The 15,463-nt window shown below is 67.5% G+C and carries 13 protein-coding genes; 10 read left to right on the plus strand and 3 right to left on the minus strand.

Translation table 11 applies throughout. The features are described from left to right. The first annotated feature begins 19 nt into the window (after window positions 1-19). Genes DVB37_RS18260 through DVB37_RS18270 form a run of 3 tightly spaced genes read left to right on the plus strand, consistent with a single transcriptional unit; the run spans window position 20 to window position 2,857 of the window. Window positions 20-565 carry a PaaI family thioesterase gene (locus tag DVB37_RS18260; RefSeq protein WP_046804197.1) on the plus strand — a complete coding sequence of 182 codons (546 nt, stop codon included), beginning with the start codon at window positions 20-22 and terminating at the stop codon, window positions 563-565. Next, a complete protein-coding gene (locus DVB37_RS18265) occupies window positions 529-1,143 on the plus strand; it encodes a chalcone isomerase family protein (protein ID WP_120156380.1) in 615 nt (204 codons plus the stop codon). Before DVB37_RS18260 ends, DVB37_RS18265 begins: the two co-directional genes overlap by 37 nt. Before the next feature lie 16 nt (window positions 1,144-1,159). Further along, window positions 1,160-2,857 (plus strand): AMP-binding protein, encoded by a 1,698-nt coding sequence (locus DVB37_RS18270; protein ID WP_120156381.1) that lies wholly within the window; start codon window positions 1,160-1,162, stop codon window positions 2,855-2,857. Between the two features lie 175 nt (window positions 2,858-3,032). On the opposite strand, the gene DVB37_RS18275 is transcribed toward DVB37_RS18270, so the two are convergent. Next, the gene (locus DVB37_RS18275; protein WP_120156382.1) at window positions 3,033-4,601 is read right to left on the minus strand and encodes a sulfatase-like hydrolase/transferase; all 1,569 of its coding nucleotides are present in this window, start codon (window positions 4,599-4,601) and stop codon (window positions 3,033-3,035) included. A 9-nt stretch (window positions 4,602-4,610) separates the two neighbouring features. Then, on the minus strand, window positions 4,611-5,585 hold the full coding sequence (locus tag DVB37_RS18280; RefSeq protein ID WP_120156383.1) for a Bug family tripartite tricarboxylate transporter substrate binding protein: 975 nt from the start codon (window positions 5,583-5,585) through the stop codon (window positions 4,611-4,613). Window positions 5,586-5,765: 180 nt separating this feature from the next. Here DVB37_RS18280 and DVB37_RS18285 point away from each other — a divergent pair, with 180 nt between their 5' ends. From DVB37_RS18285 to DVB37_RS18310, 6 genes are all read left to right on the plus strand, one after another. After that, entirely contained in the window at window positions 5,766-6,290 is a 525-nt protein-coding gene (locus tag DVB37_RS18285) for a MarR family winged helix-turn-helix transcriptional regulator (protein WP_120156384.1), read from the plus strand. A gap of 257 nt (window positions 6,291-6,547) precedes the next feature. Continuing rightward, window positions 6,548-8,674, plus strand: coding sequence for a TonB-dependent siderophore receptor (locus DVB37_RS18290; protein WP_120156385.1), 2,127 nt, complete (start codon window positions 6,548-6,550; stop codon window positions 8,672-8,674). A 260-nt stretch (window positions 8,675-8,934) separates the two neighbouring features. After that, on the plus strand, window positions 8,935-9,900 hold the full coding sequence (locus DVB37_RS18295; protein WP_240433919.1) for a 2-keto-3-deoxygluconate permease: 966 nt from the start codon (window positions 8,935-8,937) through the stop codon (window positions 9,898-9,900). Beyond that, window positions 9,897-11,114, plus strand: a complete 1,218-nt coding sequence (dtnK, locus tag DVB37_RS18300) for a D-threonate kinase (protein WP_120156386.1) — start codon at window positions 9,897-9,899, stop codon at window positions 11,112-11,114. The genes DVB37_RS18295 and dtnK overlap by 4 nt, the downstream gene beginning before the upstream one ends. After that, entirely contained in the window at window positions 11,111-12,163 is a 1,053-nt protein-coding gene (gene pdxA, locus DVB37_RS18305) for a 4-hydroxythreonine-4-phosphate dehydrogenase PdxA (protein WP_046804139.1), read from the plus strand. The genes dtnK and pdxA overlap by 4 nt, the downstream gene beginning before the upstream one ends. 5 nt (window positions 12,164-12,168) lie before the next feature. After that, window positions 12,169-13,158: a GntR family transcriptional regulator gene (locus DVB37_RS18310; protein ID WP_120157561.1), complete on the plus strand. Its 990-nt coding sequence runs from the start codon at window positions 12,169-12,171 to the stop codon at window positions 13,156-13,158. Between the two features lie 7 nt (window positions 13,159-13,165). Here the strand turns inward: DVB37_RS18310 and DVB37_RS18315 are convergent, their stop codons facing one another. Continuing rightward, window positions 13,166-13,768, minus strand: coding sequence for a TetR/AcrR family transcriptional regulator (locus tag DVB37_RS18315; protein ID WP_120156387.1), 603 nt, complete (start codon window positions 13,766-13,768; stop codon window positions 13,166-13,168). 199 nt (window positions 13,769-13,967) lie between these two features. Here DVB37_RS18315 and DVB37_RS18320 point away from each other — a divergent pair, with 199 nt between their 5' ends. Further along, the gene (locus DVB37_RS18320) at window positions 13,968-15,452 is read left to right on the plus strand and encodes an efflux transporter outer membrane subunit (RefSeq protein WP_120156388.1); all 1,485 of its coding nucleotides are present in this window, start codon (window positions 13,968-13,970) and stop codon (window positions 15,450-15,452) included. The last annotated feature ends 11 nt before the right edge of the window (window positions 15,453-15,463 follow it).

Raw genomic sequence — 15,463 nt, forward strand, 5'->3', positions numbered from 1 at the left:
ATCGACCGGCATGCCCAGCCTGAAGCCCTATTGGCTTAAAAGCCTGTCGCCGCAATGGCGCGCGCGCCTGATGCGGGTGGGCTTCAACCTGCATCCGGCGTTTCGCGCCACCGGCGGCCGTGTGATGTTTGTGTCGCCGGATTTCCTGCACATCCGCATCAAGCTGCCGCTGCTTCGCCGCACGCGCAACATCGTGGGGTCCATGTACGGCGGGTCGCTGTTTGCGGTAACGGACGGCGCCCACCCGACGATGTTGATGTCGGCATTGGGACCGGATCACATCGTGTGGGACAAGGCCGCCTCGATCCGCTTTCGCAAGCCCGCCTACACGACCCTGTATGTCGACTTCCGGCTGCCGCCCGGGGAAATCGCGGACATCCGCGCCGACCTCGCGCGCGACCACGAAACCACCCGCACGTACACGGTGGAATTGAAGGACAAGGACGGCGTGGTGTACGCCGTCGTGGAACGCACGATCTATATCGCCGACAAGAAGTTCTACAAGCGAAAGACCACAGGAGGAGACACATGCAACGTATCCCTGGAGGGCGATCCACCGCCCTGAGCCGACTTCAGGCAGGCGTTCTGGCCGGCACGCTGGCGGCCGGCCTGGTGGGTGCGCCGGCCTTTGCCGCCGACCTCGACGTGGCGGGCAGGCGCGTGCCGGAGCAGCTGTCCGCGGGCAGCCATGCGCTGGTGCTCAACGGCGCCGGCGTGCGCACGAAAATCGTGGTGAAGGTGTACGTGGCGTCGCTGTACGTCACCACGAAAAGCCACGACGCGGCGGCGCTGATCAACAGCACCGAGCCGCGCCGCATCCGTCTGCAATTGCTGCGCGACGTAGACAGCAAAAGCCTGGACGAGGCCTTGCAGGAAGGCCTGCGCGACAATACGCCCAAGGCAGAGCTGGCCGCCATGAAAGCGCCGGCCGACCAGTTGGCCGGCATGATCGCCGACATCGGCGCCCTCAAGGAAGGCGATGTGGTCGACCTGGATTTCGATGCCCGTGGCGTGACCGGGTCACATAACGGCAAGCAACGCGGCCGCATCGACAGCCCCGACTTCGCGCGCGCGCTGCTGCGCGTGTGGCTGGGCGAGAAGCCGGCGCAGGCCTCCCTGAAAAAAGCCCTGTTGGGCAACTAGGCGGAAATCCTCAAAGATGGAACCTATCTGGCACAAGAGCTACCCCGCCGGCGTCCCCGCACGAATCGACATGGACGGCGTCACCACGCTGGTCTCGATCGTGCGAGACAGCTGCCGCCGCTACGCGGATAAAACCGCGTACATCAGCATGGGAAAATCCATCAGCTACGCCCAGCTGGACGCACTGACGCGCGACTTCGCCGCGTGGCTGCACGCGCAAGGCCTGGGCCGTGGCGACCGTGTCGCGCTCATGATGCCCAACCTGCTGCAATACCCCGTGTGCCTGTTCGGCGCCTTGCGCGCGGGCTGCGTCGTGGTCAATTGCAACCCGCTCTACACCCCGCATGAGCTGGAACACCAGCTGGTGGATTCTGGCGCGCGCGCCATCGTGGTGGCCGACAACTTCGCGGCCACGGTGCAAAAGGCGTTACCCAACAGCGCGGTGGAACACGTGCTGGTCACCTCCATCGGCCAGATGCTGGGGCCGGTCAAAGGGCGCTTGGTGGACCTCGCGATCCGCCACGTCAAGCGCATGGTGCCGGCGTGGTCCCTGCCCGGGCATGTGCGCCTGGCCGACGCGCTGCTTGCCGGCCGCGCCCAGCCGTTTACCGACGTGCAGCTGGACCAGCGTGACCTGGCCTGCCTGCAATACACGGGCGGCACGACGGGCGTAGCCAAGGCAGCAATGCTGTCGCACGGCAACCTGGTGGCCAATGTCAGCCAGGCCCACGCCTGGATCAAGCCGCTGGTCACTGATGGCGAGGAATGCGTCGTGACGGCCTTGCCGCTGTATCACATCTTTGCGCTGACGGCGAACTGCCTGACGTTCATGAAAATCGGCGCCAGCAACCTGCTGATCATCAACCCGCGCGACATCCCCGGCCTGATCAAAGAGATGGGCAAGGTGCCGTTTTCGGCGTTTACCGGCGTCAATACCTTGTTCAACGCGCTGCTGAATCATCCCGATTTCGCCAAGCTGGATTTTTCTCGCCTGCGCCTGACGATGGGCGGCGGCATGGCGGTGCAACGCGCCGTGGCGGACCGCTGGCGCGCCGTCACAGGCAAGTCGCTGGCGCAGGCCTATGGGCTGACCGAGACGTCGCCCGCCGTCACGGTCAACCCGCTGGACGTCACGACGTTCACCGGGTCCATCGGCCTGCCCGTGCCGTCCACCGAGATTTCGATCCGCAACGACGAAGGCGAAGAACTGGGCGTAGGGGAACCCGGCGAAATCTGCGTGCGCGGGCCACAGGTCACGCAGGGCTATTGGAATCGCCCCGACGAAACGGCGCTGGTGATGTACCCGGACGGCTTTCTGCGCACCGGCGACATCGGCTACGTCGATGACGACGGCTACGTGTTCCTGATCGACCGCAAGAAAGACATGATCCTGGTGTCGGGCTTTAACGTGTACCCGAACGAAGTCGAGGACGCCGCCGCGTTGCATCCGGGCGTGCGCGAGGTGGCGGCCGTGGGCGTGCCGGATGAACGGTCGGGCGAAGCGGTCAAGCTGTTCGTGATCCGCAAGGATCCGGGCCTGGACGCCGACACGCTGATTGCGCATTGCCGCACGCAGCTGACCGGCTACAAGGTGCCGCGCTATGTGGAATTTCGCGATGACCTGCCGCGCTCGAACGTGGGCAAGATCCTGCGGCGGGAACTGAAACCCGAGACCGCCGCGCCGACGCAAACGCAAAGCGCGGGGCACGCCTGAGGGGGCACGCCCAATCGCGGCGACCTGGCGGTGCGCGACGGCGCCCCGCCCCTTAGTGCAAGACGCGCCCCGCCCCTTAGTGCGAGACGGCGGCCCGCCCCTTAGTGCGCGACGGCGGCCCGCCCCTCGGTGCGCGACGCCTTCCCGCCGCTTACCGCGCAACGGCGCCCGCCCCTTACCACTGCCCGAAAAACACCCCCGCCCGCTTGTGCGCGTTGGTGGCCTTTTCCACGGCCTCGTCGCTCAGGGTGGTGCGGCGCTTGCCGCGCAGCATCCAGTCCAACAGGCGCTGACGCAGTTCCAGGCGGACGGCGGCGTGCTCGCTGCTTGTACCCAGGTCCTGGAATTCGCCAGGGTCAGCATGCAGGTCGTACAGTTGCTCGGGCTCGTCCAGCCAGTACACATAGCGCCAGCGGTCCGTGCGCACCGACCACGCCCGGGCGTTCTGCGGCGTCTTGCCACGCAGGATGCGCGCGTGGCGAAAGCTGTAGTCAAGTTCAGAAAACACGCAGTCGCGCCACGGCGTGGCGGCGTCGCGGCCATGCAGCAGCGTTTGCAGTTCGCGGCCTTCCAGCCGGTGCGCGGGGCCTGGCGTGCCCAGCGCGCGCAGCACGGTCGGCACAAGATCCACGCTTTCCACCATGTCATCCAGCGCCTGCCCGCGCGTGGCGTCGGCCGCCGCCGATGGGTCCATCACGATGAACGGCACGCGTTGCACGGTGTCGTAGAACAATTCCTTTTCGCCCAGCCAGTGGTCGCCCAGGAAGTCGCCATGATCGGCGGTGAACACGATCAGCGTGTTCTTCATCAGGCCCGCGCCTTCCATGTAGTCGAACAGTCGGCCCAGGTGGTCGTCCAGCTGCTGGATCAACCCCTGGTACGCGGGCCGCACCACGCGCACGCATTCGTCGGTGGAAAAACTGATGCTTTCTTCTTGCTGGCGATACGCCGCAACGACGGGGTGCGCGTCGCGCAGTTCTTCGCGGTTGCGTTGCACCGGCAGGCACTGGTCGGCGGTATAGCGCCGGTGGTACGGCGCGGGCGCCATGTAGGGCCAGTGCGGCTTGACGTAGCTTAAGTGCAGCACCCAGGGCTGGCTGCCGCGCCGCTGCATGAAGTCCAGCGCCTGGTCCGTCATGTAGGCGGTTTCGGAATGCGGTTCGGCCACGCGCGCGGGCAGATGCACGTTGCGCATGTGCCAGCCGCTGGCGATCTGGCCGTTGGCATCCACGCCTGAAATGACGAAGTCCGTCCAGGGGTCGGCGCTGTCGTAGCCCTGGCGCCGCAGGTAGGCCGGGTAGCCGCTTTCGTCGCCGGGCGGATGGTGGCCGTCGTAGCGGTCCAGTTCGGTGAAGCCGCCGCGCGCCAGCAGCACCCCCAGCTCGGAGGCGCCATCGATGCTTAGCCGTTCCATGCCGGCCTTGTCGGGAATGATGTGCGTCTTGCCCGCCAGCGCCAGGTCGCGCCCCTGCCCGGCCAGGTATTCACCCAGCGTGATCTCGTTGACGGACAAGGGCACGCGGTTCCACGTCGCGCCATGCCGCGACGGATAGCGGCCCGTGTAGTAGCTCATGCGCGACGGGCCACACACGCCGGAATTGACGAAGGCGCGATCAAAGCGCACGCCGCGCCTGGCCAGGGCGTCCAGGTTTGACGTTTGCAGATAGGGATGGCCGTAGCAGCCCAGGTGATCGGCGCGCAGCTGATCCGCCATGATGAACAACACGTTTTGCACGGTACGCATCGCCGCCCCTTATTGCGTGGCCGTGAAGCCGGAGTCGCGCACGACCGGCTCCCATTGCTGGCGGTAGGCGGCCAACGCTTTGGCGGTGTCGGATGCGTCCCGCGACACCGGCTCCAGGAACACGGCGCGCACCGCTTGCTGCATGGCGGGCTCGCGCAGGATGGCGGCAATGTCGGCGCCCAGCCGCTTGACCTTCGCCTCGGGCATCGCGGCCGGCGCGAAGAACGCGTTCCAGCCGTCGGCCGCCAGGTTCACACCGCCTTCGCGAAAGGTGGGCACCTCTTTCAGATCGGCGTCACGCGTTTCACCGGAGGTCGCCAGGATGCGGATCTTGCCGGCGCGATGCTGCGGCAACAAGGTGTCCAGCGTGTCGATGCCTTGCGGCAGGATGCCGCCGATCAGTTCCGAGATCAGCGGCGCCGACCCCCGATAGCCAACCACCTCGGGCTCCTGGCCGATTTCACGGCCCAGCATCAATGCAAAGAAATGCGGCAAGCTGCCGGTGGCGGGCACGCCCACGGTGAATTGCTTGGGATTGGCGCGCAGCCACAGACGTAGCGCGGCGACGTCCTGGATGGGCGAGGACGCGGGCACGGCCAGCGCGAACTTATATTCGCTGACCAGGGACACGGGCTTGAAATCGCGCTGGGCGTCGTAGCCGGGCTGGGCGTAGACCAGCGGCGCCACCACCATCACGGCCGGGTTGGCCAGCATCAACACGTTCTGCGTGGCAGGCGCGGCATGCAGGCCTTGGGCCGCGATGCGCCCCCCGGCGCCCGTCTTGTTTTCCACGACGACGGGCACGCCCACGCGGTCTTTCAGGCGGTCGGCCACCAGCCGCGCAATGCGGTCGGAACTTCCGCCGGGCGGGTAGCCCACCACGATGGTCAACGCGCCATCCAGCGGCGCCTGCTGCGCACAGGCCAGCGACGCGGCCCCCGCCAACGCGGCACCCAAGGCCGCGCCCGTCATCCATTTACGCATGGTGTTCTCCTGTCGACAGTGGCCCGCCGTCGGTTATGTTTCTTTCTGCCTGGCCGTATACCGAAATAAGCAGATTGACTGTAGCAACGGGTCCATTGCTTGATCTAATCCAGGACTTTCCATAACGATATGCAGCGCAACGCGCCGACGCGGCACGCGCTGCGGCAAGGAGGAGACGCCATGCCAACCCGCCCCACCCCCGCACCGCCGCAATTGGCCGACATGCTGATGTACCGGCTGTATCAGGCATGGTCGCAATCGAACCCCGTCTTCGTGCGCCTGTGCGAAGGGCGCTTTGGCATCACGCGACGCGAGTGGCGCATTCTGGCCTGCGCTATTGAAGGCGGCATCATGAATTCCGCCGAGCTTGCCGCCGCCGCCAAGCTGGACTTGGCGCGCACGTCGCGCACCTTGGGCGCGCTGTGTGAAAAAGGTTGGTTGCGGCGTTTGCACGACAGCGCCGACCGCCGGGTCGTGCGGGTCGAGGCCACGGCCGAGGGGCTGGCGCGATACCAGGCGCTGCTGCCCGAAGTGTCGCGGCTGAATGCACTGCTGGTGCAAGACCTGAGCGATAGCGAGGTGGCGCAGCTGCGCGACTTTCTGGGCCGCATCGAACAGCGCGGCCGGCAAATGGGGCAAGACAATATCGTGGCCGACAAGGCCAGCCGCCGCGAAGGCGGCACGCGGCGCGCGCAGTACGCATGACGCGTCCGGTGTCGCTTGGGGCCAACAGGACGGCGCCTTCTTCTCTTCAATGGCGGGGCCTGCCTGGCGTCCCGCCAAGCCTCTGAAACGCAAGGTATTTATTGCCGGCAGCCAAGCGCCGCCGCCCACCCTTGCAGGTTTTTTTTACATCTGGGATCGCCCATGCGTCTTGGCGCGTGGCCGCAACGCAATTAATAATAGTTATCGTTGCTATTCCTGTATGTAATCAGCGGCCGCAGCGCCGTAGGGGACGACTCTTGAAACGCCATACACTTCGTGCCGCCCGCCTGGCGCGGCCGCAGACGCTATTGCCCGCCGCCGCGCTGGCCGCCTGCCTGGGCGCCACCGCGCAGGCGCAAACCACCAATCCGGCCACCGAAGCCACCACCGTCCTGCCTGCCGTGCAGGTCACCGGCATGGGCGAAACCGCGACCGGCCCCGTGGACGGCTACGTCGCCACGCGCAGCGCCACGGGCACCAAGACCGACACGCCGCTGTCCGAAACGCCGCAGGCCATCACCGTCATTCCGCGGGACCAGATCGTGGACCAGGGCGCGCTGAACGTGCAGGACACCATGAACTACGCCGCGGGCGTGCGGCCCAATGCGTACGGCGTGGACAACCGCGGCGACTATGTGCGCATACGCGGCACCGAGCCCGCGCAATACCTGGACGGGCTGCGCCAGTTCTTCAACTCCAACAACCCGCGCACCGAGGTCTACGGCCTGGAGCGCGTGGAAGTGCTGCGCGGCCCGTCGTCCATGCTGTACGGACAAGGCAGCACCGGGGGCCTGGTCAACTTGGTCAGCAAGCGCCCGCAAGCCGATGCCCAGCGCGAAATCGGCGTGGTGGTGGGCAATCACGGCCGCCGCGAAATCCAGGCCGACCTGACCGGCCCGGTCACGGAAGACGGCCAATGGCTGTATCGCGTGGTGGGCGTGGGGCGCGACAGCGACACCCAGGTGCAACATGCGCCCGACGACCGCCTGATGCTGGCGCCGTCGCTGACCTGGCGACCCAGCGCCGCCACGTCGTTGACCTTGCAGGCGTTGTGGCAGAAGGACAAGGCGGGCACGACGCAATCGTTCCTGCCCTGGAGCGGGTCGGTGCAAGAAAACCCCAACGGCCGCATCCCGACGCGCCGCTTCGTCAGCGAGCCGGGCTTTGACGCTTACGACACCGAGCAATTCAGCGTGGGCTGGCTGTTTGAACACCAGTTCAACGACACGTGGAAATTCCGCCAGAATTTCCGCAACACCGTCAGCCGCGTTGATTACCAATCGCTGTACCCGAACGTGTACGGCGCACGCCGTGGCGATTCCTATATCGACGCGGAACAGACCACCACCGACCGTTACTTCTACGTCAACAAGCCGCGCATGCGCACGCTGCTGGCCGACCAGAATATCGAGGGCAAGCTGAACTGGGGCCGCACCGAGCACACCGTTATCTTCGGCATGGACTATTCGCACTACCGCGAGACCAGCCAGACGGCCTCCGGCCTGGGCGCGCCGCTGAACCTGTATCACCCCATCTACGGCAACCGGCCGGAATATGAACTGTCCGACACGCCCAAGCAAAAGCAGCAGCAGCTGGGCTTTTACGCGCAGGACCAGATCAAGTTCGACCAGAACTGGATCTTCCTGGCGGGCATCCGCCGCGACCGCGCCGACAATCGCATCGAAGGCCAAGACAAGGAAACCGACTACGCCACCACCAAGCGCTTCGGCCTGATGTACGCGGCCGACAACGGCTGGTCGCCCTACCTGAGCTACAGCGAATCGTTCACGCCCATTGCCGGCTCCAACTTCTACAACGAACGCTACAAGCCGCTGCGCGGCAAGCAGGTCGAGGCCGGCATCAAATACATGCCCAAGGACGCCGACATCGAGTTCACCGCCGCGGCCTACGACCTGCGCGAAAAGAACCGTCAAACCAATGACCCCGACAACCCCAACAACCAGCTCCAGGCCGGCAAGACGCGCACGCGCGGCGTGGAATTGGAATTGCGCGGCCGCGTCACCAAGAATGTCGACGTCATCGCCAACTACCTCTACACCGATGTCGACCCGCAACTGGAAGCCCTGCCCAAGCACATGGCGTCCTTGTGGGGCAAGTACCGCTTTGCGCTGGCCGGCCAGCCCGGCTTCGCGGTGGGCGCGGGCGTGCGCTACCTGACGGCCTTCCGCGATGGCGGCGCGCCCGAAACGCCCGCCGTCACCTTGTTCGACGCGATGGTCAGCTACGACAACGGCCCGTGGCGCTATGCCTTGAATGTCAACAACATTGCCGACCGCACCTATGAAGTGGTTTGCCTGGACCGTGGCGACTGCTTCTACGGCGCCCGCCGCACGGTAATGTTGAGCGGGGCGTACCGCTTCTGACGCAAGGCTCGTCGCGACGCCGGCATTTGCGCTAAACCCTCCAGGACGGAAATCCTGAAAAACCCGAGCCAGCTGCAAAACCTGTACGTACAGGCAGTACGTACAGGTGTACACTAGCGGTTTTTCAACCCCCACTGACAGACGCGTCAACGAACGTCTGCAATCCACCAGAACCGTCCTGGAGACTTACGCAAGTGTCGACCGCTGCCTCTTCCCGTTCGCCTTTTTTTGGCACCATGCAGAAAATCCCTGGTGGATTGATGCTTGTGCCGCTCATCCTGGGTTCCCTGATCGGCACCTTTGCCCCTGATGCGCTGGCCATCGGCGGCTTCACCACCGCCCTCTTCAAGAACAGCGCCCTGCCGCTGATCGCCCTGCTGATCTTCGCGACCGGCACGCAGGTCAACGCCCGCACCGGCGGCCCCATCCTGGCCACGGCCGGCACCATCCTGCTGATGAAGACGCTGGTGCCCGCCACGCTCATCATCATCCTGGGCAGCTACGTCGGCCTGGACGGCGTGCTGGGCGTGTCGATCCTGGCCTTGCTGGCCGCGTTCGACAACAGCAACGGCGGCCTGTGGCTGGCCTACACCGGCCAGTACGGCGATGCGCGCGACCGTGGCGCCTACGTTGCCAGCGCCGTCAATGACGGCCCCTTCTTCAGCCTGCTGTTCCTGGGCGCCTCGGGCCTGGCCGACATTCCCATGATTGCCCTGGTGGCGGCGCTGGTGCCGTTCCTGCTGGGTGTCGTGGTCGGCAACCTGGACCCGAAGTGGCGCGACGTGCTCAAGCCCGTGCCCAACATCGTCATCCCGTTCTTCGCCTTTGCGCTGGGCACCGGCATCAACCTGGGCGCGGTCGTCAGCGGCGGCATCAGCGGCCTGATCCTGGGCCTGATCATCAGCCCGATTACCGGCGGCCTGGTCTACCTGGGCTACCGCTTGATCCTGCGCCGTGGCGGCAAGAGCGGCCTGGGCTTTGCCGCCGGCACCACCGCCGGCAACGCCATCGCCACGCCCGCCGTGGTGGCCGCCGCCGATCCCAACTTCCAGCAATACGTGTCCACTGCCACCGCGCAAGTGGCCGCCTGCGTGCTGATCAGTTCCATCCTGGCTCCGATCCTGGCGTCGTACTTCCTGAAGCGCGCCGGTGAACTAAAGTCCGAGGACGCGGACGCAAGCCGCGCCACGCCGACGTTGGGCGAGGCGCGCGGAGAGGCGCTTTGACCCCCACCATCGCCATCGTTGCCGATGACCTGACCGGCTCGGGCGACACCGCCGTGCAGTTCGTGCGCGCCGGCTGGAGCACGCACCTGTCCATCGGCGGCGCCGAGGAAGCGCTGTCCGGCCCGGCCACGGCCGGCGTCGAAGTGCTGGCGGTCACGACCAACAGCCGCGCCCTGCCCGCCGCCGAGGCCGCCCGCGTCATCGACCAGAACGTGCGCCAGCTGCGCGCGGCCGGCGTGTCGCGCCTGTACAAGAAGGTGGACTCCACCTTGCGCGGCGCCTTCCAGGCCGAGATCGACGCGGCCCGCCTGGCCTGGGGCCCGGACACGGTGGCGGTGATCTGCCCCGCCTTTCCCGCCACCGGCCGCACCGTTGAACAAGGCGTGCTGAGGGTGAACGGCAAGCCCGTCACGGAAACGTCCGCCGCGACGGACCCGGTCACGCCCGTCACCGAAAGCCATATCCCCACGTTGCTGGGTTGCGCCCACGTCGCGGTGCAAGACGGCGACACGCCGGAAGCGCTGGCCGCGCGCATTCGCGAAGCGGGCCACACCGTGGTGGTGGATGCCGCCACGGACGCCGACCTGGAGCGCCTGGCGCGCGCCATCGGCTTGCTGGGCGAACACGCCCTGCCCGTGGGCGCGGGCGGCCTGGCCGTGCCGCTGGCTCGCGTGTGGGCCGGTGCGGACCAGACGGCGCCCGTCGTCGTCGTGGTCACGTCGCAGCACAGCGCCGCACGCGCGCAAGCCGCTGCACTGAAGGCGTCGGGCGCCGACACCTGGACGCCCTCGCTGCAACAACTGGCCGACGACGCCGCCTGGCAGGCCTGGACGCAGCCGCTGTTGCAGGCCCACGCCAAGGCGCCGGCCGACGCCGGCACCGTACTGCTGCTGGCGCCCGAAGGGCAGCTGGACGGCCTGGATTCCGAGAAAGTCGCCGAACGGCTGGGCAGCCTGGCGGCGCAATTGATCACGGCATCCCGCGCGGCGGGCGTGGTCGCCACGGGTGGCGACGGCGCGCGCAGCGTGCTGGTGGCGCTGGCCGCGCGCGGCATCGCGCTGGTGGATGAAGTCATGGGCGGCGTGCCTCTTGGCACGCTGACCGGGGGCATGGCCGCGGGCCTGCCCGTGGTGACCAAGGCCGGCGGCTTTGGCACCGAAGACGTACTGGTTCGCGCCGTGCGCGCGATCCGCGACAGGAGATTCAAGCGATGACACAACCTCAATCAAACAAGCTGCCGCTGTTGGCCGTCACCCTGGGCGACGTGGCCGGCATCGGGCCGGAAATCACGGCCAAGATGCTGATGGGCCATGACGAACTGCGCCAAAAGGCCCGCCTGCTGGTGGTGGGCGATGTGGACGTGATGGTCAACGCGGTGCGCGGCCTGGGCGGCGACCCCGCCATCGTGCGCAAGCTGGACCGCGCGGCCGACTGTACCAATGCCCCCGGCACCATCGAAGTGCTGCAAGCCGGCCCGTCGCTGGCCCACGTCAAGTTGGGCGAAATCAGCGCCGACGCGGGCGACGGTTCGGTGCGTTTCGTGACCACGGCCTGCGCCCTGGCGCGCGCCGGCGAAGTCGACGGCATCGTCACCGCGCCGCTGAACAAGGCCGCGATGCACGCCGCCGGCCACAAGTGGCCCGGCCACACCGAACTGCTGGCGCACGAGTTCGGCGTCAAGACGTTCTCGCTGGTGCTGTCGGCCGGCGACCTCTACATTTTCCACGCCACCACGCACGTATCGCTGCGCCAGGCCATCGACGATCTGACGCCCACGCGCATGCGCGCCGTGCTGCGTCTGGCGGGCTCGTTCGCCAAGGCGCTGGGCCGTGGCGACCAGCCGGTGGCCGTGTCGGGCCTGAACCCGCACGCCGGTGAAAACGGCATCTTCGGCAGCGAAGACGCCGACATCCTGGCCCCGGCCGTGGCCGAAGCCAACGCGGCCGGCATCCTGGCCGCCGGCCCGATCCCCGCCGACGCCCTGTTCCCGCAAGCCGTTCGCGGCAAGTGGCAGTTCGTGATTGCCTGCTATCACGACCAAGGGCACGCGCCGTTCAAGGCCGTGTATGGCGATGACGGCGTCAACATCACCGTCGGCCTGCCCGTCGTGCGCGTGTCCGTGGACCACGGCACCGCGTTCGACATCGCCGGCAAGGGCATCGCGCGCGAAGACAGCCTGATCCTGGCCGCCGAGCGCGCCGCGCACCTGGCCCCGGGCTGGACGCATGTATGGGAAACTGCGCGGGCACAAACCGGAGGTTGATTTCCATGGCGCCCGCCACGCACGACGCACTGCCCGTTCTTGATCGCTCTGGCGATACCCCGCTGCACGCCCAGGTGGCGGCCTTGCTGCGGGGCTTTATCCGGACGAACAAGCTGGCGGCGGGCGCCGTGCTGCCCAGCGAAGCCGCGCTGTGCGTACGCTTTGGCGTGGCGCGCAGCGTGGTCCGCCAGGCGCTGGCCGCGCTAGCCACCGAAGGCTTGATCCAACGCGAAAGCGGGCGCCCGGCAACGGTTGCCGCGCCGCAGGAACATCGCCGGCTGGTGCAGCGGTCCACCGGGCTGTACGAACAATTCGCGCAGTCCGGCGTGGCCTTGCAGACGCGCGTGCTGGCGTTCGCGCGGGCCGAACCGCCCGCCGACGTGGCGGCGTTTTTTGGCACCACGCAATTACTGATGCTGGAACGCTTGCGTCATGTGGCCGACGCGCCGCTGGCGTATGTGCGTACGTGGCTGCCGGCTGACGCCGTGCCCGGGCTGCGCGCCGACGATCTGGCCGACGCTTCCTTGCATGGCGTGTTGACGCGGCGCTTCGGCCTGCGACCCGGCGCGGGCCGCAACCAGATCCGCGCCGTGGCCGCCGACGCCAAGCTCGCCAAACTGCTGCACACCCAGACCGGCACGCCGCTGCTGATGTTGCAGGGCCAGGGCATGGATCAGCATGATCGTCCCCTGGAGTGGTTCACCACCTGGCATCGCGCCGAGCAGCTGGTGTTCGACGTGGACGTCAGCATGGGCCACGAAAGCGTGCATCCGCGTTTGCAGGATGCGCCGGCGGAACGGGCTGAGCCGGCCGAATCGGCCCACTCGGCCAGCGTAGCGAACCTGGCCGACCCGGCCGAGGCGGCCGACGTCGCCTTCAGGCCCGTGCCCCGGCCCCCGCAAGACGCCACATCGCCGCACGATCCCCTGGCGCGTGCGCAGGCGCTGGTTGCCGAGCTTTCGGCCGAGCTGGCCCGGCTGCGCGGCCAGGCCTGACCTCGCCCTACAGCAACCCGCAAATCAGCGCCATGTGCGCGTCGCGCCGCGCCGCCAGATCGAAGGGCTCGTCCGCGCTTGCCAGGATCGCCATGACGATGGCGTGCACCACCGGCGATAGCAACAGCTCGGGGTGCCGCGCCGCCACGCCCCCTTCACACAAGCCGCGCTCACGCGCCAAGGCCAGCAAGCTGGCGATATCGGCCAGATGGGCGTCGGCCGTCTCTTGCCGCCAACGCCGCGCCAGATGCGGTACTCGCGCGCTTTCGGCCAGGAGCAGCCGCATGGTGACGATCATGGCCGGGTTGGCCAGGCTGGCGTAAAGATGGTCCACCAGGCGTTCCGCCAATTGCCGGACCGACGCCGAGGCCTCGACGATGGCGCGCGCGTCCAGGCGGGCCGGGGTCAGGTGACGTTCCAGCAGCGCGCGAAAGACCTGTTCCTTGCTGGAAAAATGGGCGTACAGGCCGCCCTTGGACAAACCGGCCCGCAGCGCGATGTCTTCCATGCGCGCCCCCTCGTAACCCGCCGCCGAGAATTCCTGTAGCGCGGCATCCAGAATCTGCCCCGTCCGCACCGTGGGAGGCAGACGCTGGCGTTGCGTACGCATTCGTGGCTCCTTGCGAAATGACGCGCGGCGTAGACGTCGCACGCCGTCCTGCGGCCTTATTAAAAACCGACCAGTCAGTCGCTAGCTTGATGTCGATCAAGGATTCGCCGCTACGCGCCGGGCAAAATAGACTCCGTGAAGACGCCACGGTTACCGCCGTCGGACGTAAGGCTTCCATTGACGCGATGGAGAACGACACATGACTCGCCGTCCGGTTTCGGCATGGAACGCTGCCCGCCTGGCGCCGGCCGCCCTGGCCGTGCTGCTGGCGCAGGGTTGCGTGTCCATGGCCCCGCCCTACCAACGCCCCGCCCTGCCAGTGGCCGCCACCTGGGCCACCCCGCCATCCAATGAACCGAATGCAGAGTTGAACGCCGCCCGCGTGGGCTGGCGCAGCTATTTTTCGGACCCGGTTCTGCAAGGCCTGATCGACGAAGCGCTGACCAACAACCGCGACCTGCGCCAGGCCCTGCTGCGCGTGGAAGAAGCGCGCGCGCTGTACGGCATCCAGCGGTCGGACCAGTTTCCGACCTTGGGCGTGCAGGCCACGGGCACCCGTTCGCGCACGCCGGCGGACCTGAACCTGACGGGTCGGCCCGTGGTGGCCAACCAGTACCAGGCCGGTGTCGGCATGGCCACCTGGGAGCTGGATTTCTGGGGTCGCGTGCGCAGCCTGAAAGACGCCGCGCTGGAAAACTACCTGGCGTCCGATGCCGCCGCGCGGGCCGTCACCTTGTCCCTGATTGCGCAGGTGGCGGACAGCTACCTGTCGCTACGTGAACTGGACGAACGGCTGGCGCTCACCCGCCAGACCATCGCCTCGCGCGAAGAATCCCTGCGCATCTTCCGCCGCCGCTACGAAGTCGGCGCCATCGCCAAGCTGGACCTGACCCAGGTGGAAACGCTGTGGCAGCAGGCCCGCGCGCTGGGCGCCGAACTGGAACAGGCGCGCGCCACGCAGGCGCACGCGCTGGAACTGCTGGTGGGCAAGCCGCTGAACCTGCCGCTGCCTCGCACCGGCCTGAACGATGTGGCCGTGATGCGCGACCTGCCCGCCGGGCTGCCGTCCGACCTCTTGACGCAGCGCCCCGACATTGTGGCGGCCGAACATCAGCTGCGGGCGGCCAACGCCAATATTGGCGCGGCGCGCGCCGCCTTCTTTCCCCGCATTACGTTGACCGGCGCCTTCGGCAGCGCCAGCGCCGAACTCAACGGCCTGTTCGGCGGCGGCAGTGGCGCCTGGACCTTTACGCCCAGCCTGGACCTGCCGATCTTTGACGCCGGCCGGCGCAGCGCCAACCTGGACCTGGCCGAGATACGCCGCGACCAGGCCGTCGCGAACTACGAACAAACCATCCAGAGCGCGTTCAGGGACGTGTCCGACGCGTTGGCCGCGCGCCGCTGGCTGGCCGAACAGGTGCAGGTGTTGCGCGCCACCGTGGCCGCGCAAAGCGAACGCGCCAGGCTCGCCAAGCTGCGCTACGACCATGGCGCGTCGCCCTACCTGGAAGTGCTGGACGCGCAGCGCGACCTGCTGGCCGCGCAGCAGGCGCTGGCGCAGACGCGCCGCGCCCTGCTATCGGCGCGCGTCGGCCTGTACGCCGCGCTGGGAGGCGGCACGCAGGCGGGCGTGTCGGCAGCCGGCCCTGACGGCGCGGCAACTCAAGCGCCCGCCCCGCAATAACAACAGGACAA

This window comes from Achromobacter sp. B7, from assembly GCF_003600685.1.
Lineage (GTDB): Bacteria > Pseudomonadota > Gammaproteobacteria > Burkholderiales > Burkholderiaceae_B > Achromobacter > Achromobacter spanius_B.